A 15,458-nucleotide genomic window follows, 5' to 3' on the forward strand; every position below is an offset into this window, starting at 1 on the left:
GTTTAAAGTGAGGTAATGTAATGGATAATAAAATCGTATATGTCGTATCTGACTCTGTTGGAGAAACGGCTGATTTGGTTGTTCGAGCAGCGATGGGGCAATTCCCATTTGCTCCTGATATTAGACGTGTACCGTATGTAGAAGATACAGGGACATTAAAAGAAGTAATTTCGATTGCTAAGAGCAATCAAGCGCTTATTTGTTTTACGTTAGTAAAGCCTGACATGCGCCAGTATTTAGTGACAGAGGCTGCGAAAGAAGGAGTAGAGGCATATGATATTATCGGGCCTCTTATCGATCAAATTGAAGAAATTACAGGGCAAGTACCAAGATATGAGCCGGGTGTTGTTCGTAGATTAGATGAAGAATACTTTAAAAAGATTGAAGCGATTGAGTTTGCTGTAAAGTATGATGATGGTAGAGACGCACGTGGTATTTTAAAAGCAGATATCGTGTTGATTGGGATTTCGCGCACATCAAAAACACCACTTTCTCAATATTTAGCTCATAACAAACGTTTGAAAGTTGCCAATGTACCGCTCGTACCAGAAGTAGATCCGCCGGAAGAATTATATCAAGTGGCTAAAGAAAAATGCTTCGGTTTGAAAATTACGCCAGATAAGTTGAATCATATTCGAAAAGAGCGATTGAAATCACTTGGATTAAGTGACGGTGCAACATATGCCAATATTAATCGTATTAAAGAAGAAATTGATCACTTTGAGAATGTAGTTAGTAAAATAAATTGTCAAGTAATTGATGTATCGAATAAAGCGATTGAAGAAACAGCCAACATTATTGTGAATGCAGTGCAAAACCAAAAATTGTTTTAGCACATTTACCAAAGGTGAATGTGCTTTTTTCGCTCGTGAGAAACACTATGCCTATTGATTTCGTAATAGATTAGAGCGGAGTGGTTATACTTATATTCTTCTCTCTTTTTATTATGTTAAAGGCAGGGTTTCGTTATCCTGAAATAGAAGATGAAAAAATAAAGGGATATGTAGCGTAGTTGAAGAAAATATATTATAATAAAAAATTGTGATAAAAACCTATATTTTACGTTTAGACTTTAATTTTTCAGAATAAACTAGGGATAGGATTTACGAAAAGACATGTAATTACGTTAAATCGACAAAATCTATACAAGAAAACGCATATTATGGAAGGATTCGCAGAAGGGATGTAGAATACAGAAATATGCAAAACATCAATATCGTATTAGTTGATGCAGATGCATATCCTGTGAATGCTGAAAATTGTGCAAGTTGGAACGAAAGTTCATGTCGAAATTTTGTTTGTCACATCGTATGCTCATCGTTTAAGAAAGTAGCAAGGAAAATTGGGTCTATGTAGATACTGAATAAGCTAAAGTTGATTTTTTATATGTATCAACATGCAAAAAACAGATCTCGTGATCACATAGGATATGGTGCTTGCTAGTCTTCTTGTAAAAAAAGTGTATATGTATTGTCTCCAGGAGGTACATTTGTAACAGATGGGCAAATGGATACAATTTTATATAGTAGGTACGTATCTGCGAAATTACGCAGAAAAGGGCCTGCAAAATCGTTTGATAACGTGATCGGCAACACTTTCTAATAAGTTTAGAAAAAATATTGTCGAATTATAAAGGAATTTTTAAATTTTTATCGAATACAAAATACGACACGGAGATGGATTTATGGGGAACAGAATTCCCGAAGAAGTTGTTGAACAGATTCGGACATCATCGGATATTGTAGAAGTGATTGGTGAATACGTTCAACTTAGAAAACAGGGGCGTAACTATTTCGGCCTTTGTCCATTTCATGGTGAGAATTCTCCTTCATTCTCTGTTTCATCTGATAAGCAAATTTTTCATTGCTTCGGATGTGGAGAAGGTGGAAATGTATTTTCCTTTCTAATGAAAATGGAAGGATTGGCTTTTACCGAGGCTGTTCAAAAGCTAGGTGAAAGAAATGGAATTGCGGTTGCAGAGTATACATCAGGGCAAGGACAACAAGAAGACATATCTGATGACACTGTCATCATGCAACAGGCTCATGAACTTTTGAAAAAGTATTATCATCATTTATTAGTAAATACAGAAGAAGGAAATGAAGCACTTTCGTATTTGTTAAAACGTGGTATTACGAAAGAGATGATTGAGAAGTTTGAAATTGGTTATGCGTCACCTGCTTGGGATGCAGCAACGAAAATTTTACAAAAAAGAGGTTTATCGCTGTCTAGTATGGAACAAGCTGGTCTTCTCATAAGAAGCGAGAAGGATGGTAGTCATTATGATCGCTTCCGTGGAAGGGTTATGTTTCCAATCTATACGTTACAAGGTAAAGTGATAGCGTTTAGTGGAAGGGCGTTAGGAGATGACACTCCGAAATATTTAAATAGCCCTGAAACACCGATTTTTCATAAAAGTAAATTGTTGTATAACTTCCACCAAGCGAGGCCGTTTATTAGAAAACGTGGGCAAGTGGTCCTTTTTGAAGGGTATGCCGACGTACTAGCTGCGGTAAAAAGTGGTGTGGAAGAAGCGGTTGCGACAATGGGAACAGCTCTAACTGAAGAACAAGCAAAACTTCTGCGACGTAACGTTGAAACTGTTGTTCTTTGCTATGATGGTGATAAGGCAGGGCGAGAAGCAACGATGAAAGCAGGGCAATTATTACTAAAAGTTGGTTGCCAAGTGAAAGTTACATCCTTGCCAGATAAGCTTGATCCTGATGAATATGTGCAACAATATGGGACAACTGCTTTTGAAAATCTTGTGAAATCAAGTATAAGTTTTGTTGGTTTTAAAATAAATTATTTGCGTTTAGGGAAAAATTTGCAAGATGAGTCTGGCAAAGAAGAATATGTGAAAAGTGTTTTAAAAGAGTTATCGTTGTTACAGGATGCGATGCAGGCAGAATCATATTTGAAGTCATTATCGCAAGAATTTTCGTATTCAATGGAAACTCTTTTGAATCAATTGCACCAATATCGCAAAGAACAAAAGGTACAGCAAAAACAAGTAAAACAGGTTTCTAAGCCATCTCAAATTGTTCAAACAAAACCGAAGTTAACAGGTTTTGAAAGGGCAGAAAGAGAAATTATTTACCATATGTTGCAAAGTCCAGAAGTGGCTGTTCGTATGGAATCCCACATAGAAGATTTTCATACAGAAGAACATAAAGGGATTTTATATGAACTATACGCATATTATGAAAAGGGAAATGAACCTTCAGTCGGAACATTTTTAAGTTGGCTCTCTGATGAAAAGTTGAAAAATATTATCACTGATATTTCGACGGATGAATTTATTAATCCAGAATACACCGAAGAAGTGTTACAAGGCCATTTGGAGACGCTCAGACGTCATCAAGAAAAACTTGAAAAGATGGAAATCATCTTTAAGGTAAAACAAATGGAAAAAACAGATCCTGTAGAGGCTGCTAAATATTATGTAGCATATTTACAAAATCAAAAAGCGAGAAAATAGCTTTTTTGATAAATTTTTAGTATAATGAATGTTTGTATCTCGCGTAAGGAGGGGAACAGATGGCTGACAAACCAGCTCGTTCTAAACAAATTGAAACTGAAATGACCCTTGAGCAAGTGAAAGAACAACTCACTGAGCTCGGAAAAAAACGTGGCGTTCTTACATATGAAGAGATTGCAGAACGCATGAATGGATTTGAAATTGAATCCGATCAAATGGATGAATACTATGAATATTTAGGTGAACAAGGGATTGACTTAGTTGGTGACAATGACAATGACGAAGGTCCTAATAATCGCCAAATTACAAAAGCGGAAGAAGAATTCGACCTTAATGATTTAAGTGTACCACCTGGGGTTAAAATCAATGATCCTGTTCGTATGTATTTAAAAGAAATTGGTCGTGTAGATTTACTGTCTGCAGAAGAAGAAATTCGACTTGCAACGCGTATTGAAGAAGGCGATGAAGAAGCGAAACGTCGTCTTGCAGAAGCAAACTTACGTCTTGTAGTAAGTATTGCAAAGCGCTACGTGGGCCGTGGCATGCTTTTCTTAGACTTAATCCAAGAAGGGAATATGGGTCTAATTAAAGCGGTTGAAAAGTTCGATTATCGTAAAGGTTTCAAATTTAGTACGTATGCAACTTGGTGGATTCGCCAAGCGATTACACGTGCAATTGCAGACCAAGCAAGAACAATTCGTATCCCAGTTCATATGGTTGAAACGATTAATAAGTTAATTCGTGTACAACGTCAATTACTACAAGATTTAGGACGCGAACCATCTCCTGAAGAGATTGGTGAAGAAATGGATCTTGCTCCAGAAAAAGTACGCGAAATCTTAAAAATTGCACAGGAGCCAGTTTCTCTTGAAACACCGATTGGTGAAGAAGATGACTCCCATTTAGGTGATTTTATTGAAGACCAAGAAGCAACATCGCCTGCGGACCATGCAGCGTATGAATTGCTAAAAGAACAATTAGAAGATGTGTTAGATACACTAACAGATCGTGAAGAAAATGTTCTACGTCTTCGTTTTGGTTTAGATGATGGACGAACTCGTACGCTTGAAGAAGTTGGGAAAGTATTCGGCGTAACGAGAGAACGTATCCGTCAAATTGAAGCAAAAGCACTTCGTAAATTAAGACATCCAAGCCGTAGTAAGCGTCTTAAGGATTTCTTAGAATAGGTTCTTTTTAAGTTTACTTCACCTTTGTGAAGTAAACTTTTTTATTTTGTTAATTTTTGTTAAACTTTAGCTATCGGCAACGATTACAATTTCTTGTAATTTATTTTACAGAATTGTCTTTTGATTTGCAAATGCTCATTTTTCGATTTTTCGATTAATTTTGTTTATTATATACAAAAATATATGTAGAATAGTGAAAAATATGCTGAGAAACGTTAATAATTATCGAAATAATAAGCGATATAATAATAAAAAACAATAAACTGAATTTATGGAATATTTTTAACGATTAGTAGTTTACTCTTTTCTGATAGAGCGTTTTCAAGTACAATGGAAATGACTGAATCATCTAACTATTTAGGGGTATAGAGGGGGGAGAAGAGATATGAAACGTAATCCGCTGATTCCGTTCGCTCTTATTGCAGCATTAGGTATTATCGTTATGTTTGTATTTTCATTTCAGGGGCTAAATAAATCTAAAGAGTTAGCTGATGCAAAAAATGGCGGGAAGCCAGCGCAAACAGCATCAAAACCAGAGGATATTGTGAAGCAAAGCTGTACGAGCTGCCACGGTGATCAGTTACAAGGGGCAGTAGGACCTAATTTACAAAAAATTGGTGGAAAACTTTCGAAAGAAGAGATTCAAGAAGTTATTTCGAAAGGAAAAGGAAATATGCCTGCCAATATAGTTCCAGCTGATCAAGCCGCTAAAGTAGCTGATTGGTTAGCGAAGAAAAAATAAAGTTTCGTATGACAAGCCTTTTGCTTATGCAAAGGGCTTGTTTTTCTATATTTTCTAAAATACGATGAGTGATAGAGAAGTGAATTGTTGTTATAGGCTTGCAACAACTACTATAAATTCATTATCATGGAGACAGACTGACAAGAGAAGGAGTAATGGAAATACATGAATGAAGTAAAGCTTTCAAAACGATTAGAAGAAGTTGTGCGTGAAATACCAGTAGGATCTACAGTTGCTGATATTGGATCGGATCATGCGTATTTACCGTGTTATACAATTATAAATAATATTGCTACAAAAGCAGTTGCAGGAGAGGTTGTAGATGGGCCATTTCGCTCTGCGCAAGCAACTGTAGCTGAAAGTGGCTTACAAGATAAAGTAGATGTGCGTAAAGGGAATGGATTAGCAGTTATAGCGCCAGGAGAAGTAGATGTAATTACGGTTGCCGGAATGGGCGGAGCGTTAATTCGTGACATTTTAGAAAGTGGTAAAGAGAAATTAGAAGGTGTAACACGTTTAATTTTACAGCCGAATATTGCAGCGCATCACATTCGTGAATGGTTTATTGAGAATGGATGGGAGCTTATCCGTGAAAAAATCGTAAAAGAAGATGGGAAAATTTACGAGATTTTAGTAGGAGAGCGAGGAAACATCGCGTTGCCTTATTCCGAAAATAAACAAGCTGAATTATTTATGGGACCATTTTTAACAAAAGAAAAAAGTGATGCTTTCGTTGAAAAATGGGAAGGAGAACTAAAAAACTTCCAAAATATTTTAAAGCAGTTAGAACGTGCGGCTGATTCTGAAGAAACAAAAACGAAGCGAGCGGAAGTAGAAGCGAAAATGAAAATGATAGAGGAGGTTTTATCATGAGTAAAATTCCAAATGGCCATGAAATTATTTCTTTATTTGAAAGTATGTATCCGAAGCATTTGGCGATGGAAGGAGATAAGATTGGCCTGCAGATTGGCGCGCTGAATAAACCCGTGCAGCACGTATTAATTGCGTTAGATGTAACGGAGGAAGTTGTAGATGAAGCAATTCAATTAGGAGCGAATGTCATTATTGCGCATCACCCTTTAATTTTTAACCCGCTAAAAGCGATTCATACAGATAAGGCGTATGGGAAAATTATTGAAACGTGTATTAAAAATGATATTGCAATCTATGCAGCGCATACAAATGTGGATGTTGCTAAGGGCGGGGTAAATGATTTACTTGCTGAGGCGTTAGGATTGCAAAATACAGAAGTTTTGGCACCGACATATGAAGAAGAAATGAAAAAAGTTGTTGTGTTTGTGCCAGTAACTCATGCAGAAGAAGTACGAAAGGCATTGGGAGAAGCAGGCGCTGGTCATATCGGTAATTATAGCCACTGTACGTTTAGTAGCGAGGGTGCAGGCACGTTTGTACCTCAAGAGGGAACAAATCCTTATATCGGGGAAACTGGACGGTTAGAACGTGTAGAAGAAGTGCGAATCGAAACGATTATTCCAGCTTCACTACAGCGAAAAGTGATTAAAACAATGGTAACGGCACATCCATATGAAGAAGTAGCGTATGATGTGTATCCACTTGATAACAAAGGCGAAACATTAGGGCTTGGAAAAATAGGATATTTACAAGAAGAAATGACACTTGGACAGTTTGCGGAACATGTAAAGCAATCATTAGATGTGAAGGGTGCACGAGTTGTTGGGAAATTAGATGATAAAGTGCGCAAAGTAGCTGTACTTGGTGGTGATGGTAACAAATACATCAATCAAGCTAAATTTAAAGGAGCGGATGTATATGTAACAGGTGACATGTATTATCATGTTGCTCATGATGCGATGATGCTCGGTTTAAATATAGTTGATCCGGGACATAACGTTGAAAAGGTAATGAAGCAAGGTGTACAAAAGCAATTACAAGAAGAAGTAGATGCAAAGAAACTGAATGTACACATTCATGCTTCGCAGTTACATACAGATCCATTTACATTTGTATAAGAAAAATAAAAACCGTTGCTCACAAAGGCAACGGTTTTTATTATTGTTCTTTTTTCACTTTTACACGAGGTAATATTTTTTGTAACGGTACTTTTCGAATTCTGTCCCATGTAGCGGGATTCATTGGGTCATATTGATCTAAGAAAGCGATAACTTCTTTCGTAATTGGCGTTGGAGTAGAAGCACCTGCTGTAACAGCTACGTTTTCTACACCTTGTAGCCACTCTAATTTGATTTCACTTACATCTGCAACGCGATATGCTTTCGTACCAGCGATTTCTTGTGATACTTGTGCTAAACGGTTTGAGTTGTTACTTTTCGGATCACCGACAACAATTGTTAAGTCTGCAACATCAGCTTGCTTAGCAACAGCTTCTTGGCGAACTTGAGTTGCTAAACAAATTTCCTTATGGAATTCTGCTGTTGGGAATTTCTTCTGAATGTCCTCCATTAAATGCTGAACATCCCATTGGCTCATCGTCGTTTGGTTTGTAACTAAAATTTTATCTGTTGGAATTTCTAATGTTTTTAAATCATCAGCTTTTTCAATAAGATGAACGATATCAGGTGCAATACCAACTGCGCCTTCTGGTTCTGGATGATTTTTTTTGCCAATATAAATGACATGGTAACCTTCAGCTTTCTTTGCTTCAATAAGGTCGTGTGTTTTTGTAACATCTGGACAAGTGGCATCGATTGTCGTTAAACCTTTTTCTTTTGCACGTTGTTTAACTTCTGGAGAAACACCGTGTGCAGTGAAAATAACAGTACCAGAATCGATTTTATCTAAAATTTCTAATCGACTTGGACCGTCTAATGTAATGATGCCATCTTCTTCGAATGCATCTGTTACATGTTTGTTGTGAACAATCATACCTAAAATATAAATAGGTCTTGGTAATGATGTATCTAATGCGGCGTTACGTGCAATAACCATCGCGTCCACAACACCGTAGCAATAACCACGAGGGGAAATTTTAACAATTTTCATATGAGTAATCCTCTCCTTCTAAACAAGGGATACTTTTGTGCATAGTCTTTTACATTATAAAGGAGGAGTGGATAGAAAACAAAGGATTGTTACACATATAGTTTTGGTTTTGTTGCTATTTTTTGAACAGGCTCCTCTCGTACTTCTTTTTCTATGACTGGCTCAATCACTATTTTTTTTCTTTTTCTTTTTTTTTGTGGAGGAGGCGGAGTTGCTACCACAACCTTTTCTGTTATGTCTTCAGCTGGATTTTCAGTTGGATCTTCGTCCGTACTTTTTCCAGAGGTGAGGATTTTAACAATGTTGGGTAGGTTACGCATAATAGGACCGTACTGTTCGACGACAGGGCTTACAGATTGAACGACTTGGGATACTTTTTCAATATTGTTTATCATATTAGTTGGATTCGAAATTAAATTCGCAAAAAAACTGCCGATGCCGCTACTTGATGTTGCTGTAGTTGTTGCACCGCCGCGTGTTTCATTTGATTCATACATTTGAGGGGGAATCATTTGCTCTGGATGCTGCTGCATGTATGGTTGATATTGCTCTGAGTATCGCTGCGGGTATTGTTGTTGGTAGTGCTGTTGATATTGGGGCGGCGGTTGCTGGTGCATCATTGGTGGCGGCCCTTCCATTTGTCGATAAGGCGGAACCATTTGCATGAAAGGCTCGGTTGGATCGTGTTTTTTAAAGAGCTTGGCAAGGAAGCCTTTCTTTTTTTGTGCCATCGGTGGTAGTTGTGGAATTGGATATGGTGTATAAGGTTGCTGTACTTGATTCGGATACATTTGCCTTATATGGGGTTTTGGAAACATGTGAGAAATCCTCCTTTCTTCAGTTAGGTATATACACATACAATATGCAATAAGAGGGAAGGAGGTTAGTTTTTGAAATAAAAACCTAAACTAAAGATGGATTTTACTTGTAGATTTCGATATAATGTAGACTTGACTGATTTGTGCGCGCAGTAGAAATTTAGAAAGAAGGTGTAACTTATGACACAACAAACTTTTACACAGTATGATTTTAAACCATTTTTAATAGATGCAGTTCGTGAACTACGCTTTACAGAGCCGACAGGAATTCAAAAGAAAATTTTCCCGGTCGTGAAAAAAGGCGTAAGTGTAATTGGACAATCCCAAACAGGTTCTGGGAAAACACATGCATACTTACTTCCTACATTGAACAGAATTAATCCGGGTCGTGAAGAAGTACAACTGGTTATTACAGCACCTACTCGTGAGTTAGCACAACAAATTTACGAAGAAATCGTGAAATTAACAAAGTTTTGTGCGGAAGATCAAATGATTACAGCACGTTGTTTAATTGGTGGAACTGATAAACAACGATCAATTGAAAAGTTGAAAAAACAACCTCATATTGTAGTTGGAACACCAGGACGTATTAAAGATTTAGTGGAAGCGCAAGCCTTATTTGTTCATAAAGCAAATACGATTATTGTCGATGAAGCAGACTTAATGCTTGATATGGGATTCATTCATGATGTAGACAAAATTGCATCACGCATGCCTAAAAACTTGCAAATGCTAGTTTTCTCTGCAACAATTCCTCAAAAACTAAAACCGTTTCTGAAGAAATATATGGAGAACCCAGAGCATATTCATATCAATCCAAAACAAGTTGCGGCTGGGAATATTGAGCATTATTTAGTACCTTCTAAACATCGTAACAAAATCGATTTAGTGAACAAAATGTTGCTACAATTTAAACCGTATTTAGCAGTTGTTTTCACGAATACGAAGAAGATGGCGGATCAGGTTGCTGACGGATTAATGGAACGTGGCTTAAAAGTTGGACGAATTCACGGAGATTTATCACCGCGTGATCGTAAAAAAATGATGAAACAAATTCGTGATCTTGAATTCCAATATATTGTTGCAACTGATTTAGCAGCACGTGGTATTGATATAGAAGGAATTAGTCATGTTATTAACTACGAACTTCCATCAGACTTAGATTTCTTCGTTCACCGCGTTGGAAGAACAGCACGTGCAGGGCATTCAGGTATTGCAGTGACGATTTATGACCCAGCAAACGAAGAAGCGTTAGATAGTTTAGAAAAACAACGTCATATTGAGTTCAAGCATGTAGAATTACGCGGAGATGAGTGGGCAGATTTAGGTGAACGTCGTCGTCGTAAGAGCCGTAAGAAACCAAATGATGAACTTGACGTTATGGCAACAAAAGTTATTAAAAAGCCGAAAAAAGTAAAACCAAACTATAAACGTAAACTTGCAACAGAACGTGACAAAGTAAAGAAAAAATACAGCAATAAAAAAAGATAAGGGGAGCCCCTTATCTTTTTTTATCCCGCTTTAATGGGCAGTAAGACCCCCACCTCAAAATTCAGCGAAAGCAAAGAAGTTAGGTGGGGGGCGGGCTGCCCATTAAAGTCCGATTGGTCAGGGATAATAATCAGTGGAGAATGGAAAAAAACAATTCGCTACATATTTCTACAAATTATGCTATCATTATATCTATTGTATATTGAAGAGGTGATTGTATGTTAAAGATTGGATCTCATGTTTCCATGAGTGGTAAGAAAATGTTATTAGCAGCAAGTGAAGAGGCTGTTTCATACGGTGCAACAACGTTTATGATTTATACAGGTGCACCGCAAAATACAAGAAGAAAACCAATTGAAGAATTGAATATAGAGGCAGGAAGAAAGCATATGGAACTAAACGGTATTGAGGAAATTATCGTACATGCGCCATATATTATTAATGTCGGGAATACAACGAAGCCAGAAACATTCCAATTAGGTGTAGACTTCCTTCGCATGGAAATCGAAAGAACATCGGCATTAGGTGTGGCGAAACAAATCGTTCTTCACCCAGGTGCGCACGTTGGGGCAGGAGCGGATGCTGGTATTCAACAAATTATTAAAGGGCTTAATGAAGTATTAACGCCAGATCAGACGGTTAACATCGCGTTAGAAACGATGGCAGGTAAAGGGACAGAATGCGGTCGTAGCTTTGAAGAAATTGCAAAGATTATTGACGGTGTAACATATAATGAAAAACTATCCGTATGCTTTGATACGTGCCATACGCACGATGCAGGATATGATATTGTAAATGACTTTGACGGTGTATTAAACGAATTTGATAAGATTGTTGGTATTGATCGTTTACAAGTACTTCATATTAATGATAGTAAAAATGTACGCGGCGCAGGAAAGGACCGTCATGAAAATATCGGTTTCGGTCATATCGGTTATAAAGCGTTGCATCATATTGTACATCATCCACAGTTAATGCACGTACCAAAAATTCTTGAAACGCCATATGTAGGTGAAGATAAAAAAGATAAGAAGCCGCCATATAAATTAGAAATCGAAATGCTGAAAAATGGTACTTTTGATGAAGGAATTCTTGAGAAAATCAAAGCGCAATAAGCAATAAGGAGGGGGATTTCCCCCTCCTTATTTTAGTAGTTGCTGAAATAAAGTATTTACTTGTTGGGCGGTAGCAGGGGAGGTTACTTTTGCTATTTGTTTTAAGAGCTCTAGCCGTTCGTCATTATCGTAAATATTAATATTCTTTCCTTTCATAAGTAAAACAATTTGATCAGCTTGTGCAGTTGTAATAGAAACCTCATACTCTTTACTATATTTCAATAACTCTTTTGTAGAAATATGATTTAATTTTTTATTTACAAGTTGTTTAATGAGATTCATCGAGTTATCCTCCTTCACGCGTTCTTCTATCGAAATATATGAGTGCGTAGCTTGTACATATTCGTATAGAGTTTCTTTTTCATGAGAAAAAGAAGCGTATGTTATAATATAAGGACAAAACTACAGAAAAAGAGTATAAGGAGGACTTATGGAGCAGAAGCAACATCGAAAAGAAAGTGTTATCCATCTTATTTATCGTTTAGTTATGATTATATTTGGGGCAGCATGCGCAGCGGTAGCGATTGAACTATTCTTAATGCCAAATAAAATTATTGATGGTGGAATTATTGGTATTTCTCTTATATTAGATTATCTTACTCCTAATATTTGGTGGTTAAGTTTCTCTACTTTAGTCGTTATTCTCAATATCCCATTTATGTATTCGGGTTATAAGCAAATCGGAAAAACATTCATGCTATCTTCCGCGTTCGGTATTGTAGCTTTAGCGTTTATTGAATCAACGTTACATGCTGTTCCGCCATTTACAACAGAGCCAATTTTAGCAACAGTGTTTGGTGGTCTTATTTTAGGTATTGGTGTAGGGCTCGTTATTCGCCATGGTGGATCAATGGACGGAACAGAAATTATGGGTATTTTATTAACGAAGAAATTACCTTTCTCTGTTGGCGAATTTGTAATGTTTGTGAACTTATTCATTTTTGCATGGGCAGCATTTGTATTTGGTGTTGAACAAGCTATGTATTCTGTTATGACGTACTATATCGCATTCAAAACCATTGATACAGTCATTCAAGGTTTAGATGAAACGAAAGCGGTTTTAATTGTATCAGATCAATATGAGGAAGTATCAAATGCGATTTTGCATCGTCTTGGTCGTGGAACGACAAAGCTTGTAGCGAAAGGCGGTTACACGGATAAAGAAAAAGAAGTGATTTATGCAGTTGTAACGCGTCTGGAAGTGACAAAGTTAAAATCAATTGTGTATGAAATTGATGCGAATGCGTTTGTTACGATTATGAATACACAAGAGACAAATGGTGGTAAGTTTAAATCGGCTATTCACTAAAACATGTATCCCGCTATTTGAGGGCGAATAATTGATAGGGGATGGACTCATTTAATTAAGGTTTTACTTTATAGGAATATTTTTCGAAAGCAGAGAATTTTTCTCTGCTTTTTGTTATAATAGTAAGGTTTCTTGAAAAAATTGATATATTTTATGCAGATTGGTTTACAACTATAATAAGCTATACTATAATTCAAGTAGATATAAATCGGAATGATTCTGAATTAAAATAGGTGAGATGCTATGAATAATATATTAGAAATAGAAGGATTGTCATTTCGATATGAAGATCGAAATGTGTTAGAAGATATTAATTTGCAAGTTCCGAAGGGAGCTTTTTTAGGTTTAGTTGGCCCAAATGGTTCTGGGAAATCAACTTTACTAAAATGTTTATTAGGTGTTTTAAAGCCAAAACAGGGAAGTATTCGTTTGTTTGGTGTTGATAGTAAGAAGTTTAAAGAATGGAACAAAGTTGGTTATGTGTCGCAAAAGGCAAATAGCTTTAATTCTGGTTTTCCGGCAACTGTTTTTGAAGTTGTGTCAATGGGACTCGTTTCGAAAAAAGGGCTGTTTCGCTTTTTTACGAAAAGCGATAAGGAAAAGGTAGAAAAAGCAATTGCTGATGTGGGGATGAGTGAGTTTCGAGGGCGCAATATTGGAGAACTTTCTGGTGGACAACAACAGCGTGTATTTATTGCTCGTGCGCTCGTTAGTGATCCTGAATTACTTATTTTGGACGAGCCTACTGTTGGAATCGATGTGAAGAATGTAGAAAGTTTTTATGAGATATTAGAGGATTTAAACAAAAGGTTAGGAATCACATTAATTCTCGTTACGCATGATATGGGAGCTGTTACTGAGAAGGTAACACATGTTGCATGCTTAAACCAACATCTACATTTCCATGGAAATGTAGATAAGTTCCGAGAGTTAGAAGATGCAGAAATGTCCGTCTTATATGGACATCATGTTCATCGTTTAGAACACGAGCATGAGCATCACGGGAGGATATAATGATACAAGATTTTTTACAATATGACTTTTTACGTAACTCTTTATATGCAGGGATTTTAATAGGACTTGTTGCACCGCTTATCGGTGTATTTGTTGTCATTCGCCGAATGTCGCTTATTGCGGATGCATTAAGCCACGTGACATTATCGGGTATTGCTGCAAGTTTACTACTAGAAAAAACAATTTTCACAGGGGGATTTTTAAATCCATTATATATGGGAATGGTTTTTTCTATTGGTGGGGCGTTACTAATTGAAAAATTACGTACTGTATATAAACATTATCAAGAATTAGCAATTCCGATTATTCTTTCAGCAGGAATGGGGATTGGCGTTATTTTTATTTCACTTGCAAATGGATTTAACACAGATTTATTTAGTTATTTATTTGGGAGTGTAAGTGCTGTAACAAGTACGGATTTAATAATCATCGGCATTGTAGCAATTGTTGTTATTGTAACGATTACTTTATTATACAAAGAGTTATTTTTACTATCGTTTGATGAGGAATACGCTGTATCAACTGGTTTGAGTGCAAAGTGGATTCACTTTATTTTTATTATATTGGTTGCTCTTGTCATTGCAGTATCAATGCGTGTAGTAGGGGTTCTTCTCGTATCATCATTAATGACGTTACCAGTTGCAGCAAGTATTCGTATTGCAAATGGATTTAAACAAACAATTTTCTTTTCCATTTTATTTGGTGAAATTGCAGTAATTGGTGGGATGTTTGCTTCATATCAACTTGATCTAGCACCAGGTGGTACAATTGTTATGATAGCAGTTCTTATTTTAATTGGTGCGATTTTATGGAAAAAGAAAAAAACTGCATAAAGTAGGGATAGATATGAATCTAACAGAAGCTTTACGCCTAATGAAAGATAAAGGATACAAACATACTGGGAAAAGGGAAGAAATGCTCAGGTTATTTGCAGCTCACAATCGTTATTTAACGGCGAAAGACGTTTTAGAGCATATGAAGGATGATTATCCAGGCCTTAGCTTTGATACGATTTATCGTAACTTAACGGTGTTTGCTGAAATCGGTGTTTTAGAACAAACGGAATTAAATGGTGAAAAACATTTTCGTTTTACATGTTCTATTATGGAACATCATCATCATTTTATTTGTTTAGATTGCGGGGGGACGAAAGAGATTACTTCCTGCCCAATGGATTTTATGAATAAAGATTTTAACGGTTATGAAGTAACCGGTCATAAGTTTGAAATATATGGCCGTTGTCCAAAATGTGCAAAATAAGAACTCGTCGGTTACATAACTGACGAGCTTTTTTTACGTAAAAAAGAAGGTTGCCCACA

The 15,458-nt window shown here is 36.6% G+C and carries 15 protein-coding genes; 12 read left to right on the plus strand and 3 right to left on the minus strand.

Annotated elements, in window-relative coordinates; genetic code table 11:
• Window positions 1-20 precede the first annotated feature (20 nt).
• The 6 genes from ACTFOB_RS16800 (at window position 21) to ACTFOB_RS16825 (ending at window position 7,401) form a co-directional block, all read left to right on the plus strand.
• Window positions 21-833 (plus strand): pyruvate, water dikinase regulatory protein, encoded by an 813-nt coding sequence (locus ACTFOB_RS16800; RefSeq protein WP_151633707.1) that lies wholly within the window; start codon window positions 21-23, stop codon window positions 831-833.
• A gap of 851 nt (window positions 834-1,684) precedes the next feature.
• Window positions 1,685-3,481: a DNA primase gene (gene dnaG / locus ACTFOB_RS16805; RefSeq protein ID WP_151633709.1), complete on the plus strand. Its 1,797-nt coding sequence runs from the start codon at window positions 1,685-1,687 to the stop codon at window positions 3,479-3,481.
• Window positions 3,482-3,540: 59 nt separating this feature from the next.
• Window positions 3,541-4,668: an RNA polymerase sigma factor RpoD gene (gene rpoD / locus ACTFOB_RS16810; RefSeq protein ID WP_000764061.1), complete on the plus strand. Its 1,128-nt coding sequence runs from the start codon at window positions 3,541-3,543 to the stop codon at window positions 4,666-4,668.
• A 385-nt stretch (window positions 4,669-5,053) separates the two neighbouring features.
• Window positions 5,054-5,410 (plus strand): cytochrome c550, encoded by a 357-nt coding sequence (gene cccA / locus ACTFOB_RS16815; protein WP_440027658.1) that lies wholly within the window; start codon window positions 5,054-5,056, stop codon window positions 5,408-5,410.
• A gap of 165 nt (window positions 5,411-5,575) precedes the next feature.
• Window positions 5,576-6,283: a tRNA (adenine(22)-N(1))-methyltransferase gene (locus ACTFOB_RS16820; RefSeq protein ID WP_440027660.1), complete on the plus strand. Its 708-nt coding sequence runs from the start codon at window positions 5,576-5,578 to the stop codon at window positions 6,281-6,283.
• Window positions 6,280-7,401 carry a Nif3-like dinuclear metal center hexameric protein gene (locus ACTFOB_RS16825; RefSeq protein ID WP_440027661.1) on the plus strand — a complete coding sequence of 374 codons (1,122 nt, stop codon included), beginning with the start codon at window positions 6,280-6,282 and terminating at the stop codon, window positions 7,399-7,401. The genes ACTFOB_RS16820 and ACTFOB_RS16825 overlap by 4 nt, the downstream gene beginning before the upstream one ends.
• Window positions 7,402-7,441: 40 nt before the next feature.
• Here ACTFOB_RS16825 and ACTFOB_RS16830 read toward each other — a convergent pair whose 3' ends face one another.
• Together ACTFOB_RS16830 and vrrA are read right to left on the minus strand one after the other, a co-directional pair.
• Entirely contained in the window at window positions 7,442-8,392 is a 951-nt protein-coding gene (locus ACTFOB_RS16830) for a 4-hydroxy-3-methylbut-2-enyl diphosphate reductase (RefSeq protein WP_440027663.1), read from the minus strand.
• An 89-nt stretch (window positions 8,393-8,481) separates the two neighbouring features.
• Complete coding sequence (vrrA, locus tag ACTFOB_RS16835; RefSeq protein ID WP_440027665.1) at window positions 8,482-9,210, minus strand: VrrA/YqfQ family protein; 729 nt, start codon at window positions 9,208-9,210, stop codon at window positions 8,482-8,484.
• A gap of 180 nt (window positions 9,211-9,390) precedes the next feature.
• On the opposite strand from vrrA, the gene ACTFOB_RS16840 reads away from it, so the two are divergent.
• On the plus strand, window positions 9,391-10,701 hold the full coding sequence (locus ACTFOB_RS16840; protein ID WP_151633721.1) for a DEAD/DEAH box helicase: 1,311 nt from the start codon (window positions 9,391-9,393) through the stop codon (window positions 10,699-10,701).
• A gap of 218 nt (window positions 10,702-10,919) precedes the next feature.
• Window positions 10,920-11,816, plus strand: coding sequence for a deoxyribonuclease IV (locus ACTFOB_RS16845; RefSeq protein WP_048531206.1), 897 nt, complete (start codon window positions 10,920-10,922; stop codon window positions 11,814-11,816).
• 27 nt (window positions 11,817-11,843) lie between these two features.
• On the opposite strand, the gene ACTFOB_RS16850 is transcribed toward ACTFOB_RS16845, so the two are convergent.
• Entirely contained in the window at window positions 11,844-12,098 is a 255-nt protein-coding gene (locus ACTFOB_RS16850) for a DUF2624 domain-containing protein (protein WP_001048965.1), read from the minus strand.
• Between the two features lie 148 nt (window positions 12,099-12,246).
• Here ACTFOB_RS16850 and ACTFOB_RS16855 point away from each other — a divergent pair, with 148 nt between their 5' ends.
• The 4 genes from ACTFOB_RS16855 (at window position 12,247) to ACTFOB_RS16870 (ending at window position 15,399) form a co-directional block, all read left to right on the plus strand.
• Window positions 12,247-13,125 carry a YitT family protein gene (locus tag ACTFOB_RS16855; RefSeq protein WP_000435955.1) on the plus strand — a complete coding sequence of 293 codons (879 nt, stop codon included), beginning with the start codon at window positions 12,247-12,249 and terminating at the stop codon, window positions 13,123-13,125.
• Window positions 13,126-13,368: 243 nt separating this feature from the next.
• Window positions 13,369-14,139 (plus strand): metal ABC transporter ATP-binding protein, encoded by a 771-nt coding sequence (locus tag ACTFOB_RS16860; RefSeq protein ID WP_440027668.1) that lies wholly within the window; start codon window positions 13,369-13,371, stop codon window positions 14,137-14,139.
• Complete coding sequence (locus ACTFOB_RS16865; protein ID WP_097819263.1) at window positions 14,139-14,972, plus strand: metal ABC transporter permease; 834 nt, start codon at window positions 14,139-14,141, stop codon at window positions 14,970-14,972. The genes ACTFOB_RS16860 and ACTFOB_RS16865 overlap by 1 nt, the downstream gene beginning before the upstream one ends.
• Window positions 14,973-14,985: 13 nt before the next feature.
• Window positions 14,986-15,399, plus strand: coding sequence for a Fur family transcriptional regulator (locus tag ACTFOB_RS16870; protein ID WP_001054512.1), 414 nt, complete (start codon window positions 14,986-14,988; stop codon window positions 15,397-15,399).
• The last annotated feature ends 59 nt before the right edge of the window (window positions 15,400-15,458 follow it).

This window comes from Bacillus cereus group sp. MYBK79-1 (genome assembly GCF_051915365.1).
Taxonomy (GTDB): domain Bacteria; phylum Bacillota; class Bacilli; order Bacillales; family Bacillaceae_G; genus Bacillus_A.

Excerpts from the sequence above, each read along its gene's own strand:
- ACTFOB_RS16845 (WP_048531206.1), top strand. The coding sequence starts at position 10,920 with ATGTTAAAGATTGGATCTCATGTTTCCATGAGTGGTAAGAAAATGTTA.
- ACTFOB_RS16855 (WP_000435955.1), top strand. The coding sequence starts at position 12,247 with ATGGAGCAGAAGCAACATCGAAAAGAAAGTGTTATCCATCTTATTTAT.
- ACTFOB_RS16865 (WP_097819263.1), top strand. The coding sequence starts at position 14,139 with ATGATACAAGATTTTTTACAATATGACTTTTTACGTAACTCTTTATAT.
- ACTFOB_RS16820 (WP_440027660.1), top strand. The coding sequence starts at position 5,576 with ATGAATGAAGTAAAGCTTTCAAAACGATTAGAAGAAGTTGTGCGTGAA.
- ACTFOB_RS16850 (WP_001048965.1), bottom strand. The coding sequence starts at position 12,098 with ATGAATCTCATTAAACAACTTGTAAATAAAAAATTAAATCATATTTCT.
- ACTFOB_RS16870 (WP_001054512.1), top strand. The coding sequence starts at position 14,986 with ATGAATCTAACAGAAGCTTTACGCCTAATGAAAGATAAAGGATACAAA.
- cccA (WP_440027658.1), top strand. The coding sequence starts at position 5,054 with ATGAAACGTAATCCGCTGATTCCGTTCGCTCTTATTGCAGCATTAGGT.
- dnaG (WP_151633709.1), top strand. The coding sequence starts at position 1,685 with ATGGGGAACAGAATTCCCGAAGAAGTTGTTGAACAGATTCGGACATCA.
- ACTFOB_RS16830 (WP_440027663.1), bottom strand. The coding sequence starts at position 8,392 with ATGAAAATTGTTAAAATTTCCCCTCGTGGTTATTGCTACGGTGTTGTG.
- ACTFOB_RS16860 (WP_440027668.1), top strand. The coding sequence starts at position 13,369 with ATGAATAATATATTAGAAATAGAAGGATTGTCATTTCGATATGAAGAT.
- vrrA (WP_440027665.1), bottom strand. The coding sequence starts at position 9,210 with ATGTTTCCAAAACCCCATATAAGGCAAATGTATCCGAATCAAGTACAG.
- ACTFOB_RS16840 (WP_151633721.1), top strand. The coding sequence starts at position 9,391 with ATGACACAACAAACTTTTACACAGTATGATTTTAAACCATTTTTAATA.
- ACTFOB_RS16800 (WP_151633707.1), top strand. The coding sequence starts at position 21 with ATGGATAATAAAATCGTATATGTCGTATCTGACTCTGTTGGAGAAACG.
- ACTFOB_RS16825 (WP_440027661.1), top strand. The coding sequence starts at position 6,280 with ATGAGTAAAATTCCAAATGGCCATGAAATTATTTCTTTATTTGAAAGT.
- rpoD (WP_000764061.1), top strand. The coding sequence starts at position 3,541 with ATGGCTGACAAACCAGCTCGTTCTAAACAAATTGAAACTGAAATGACC.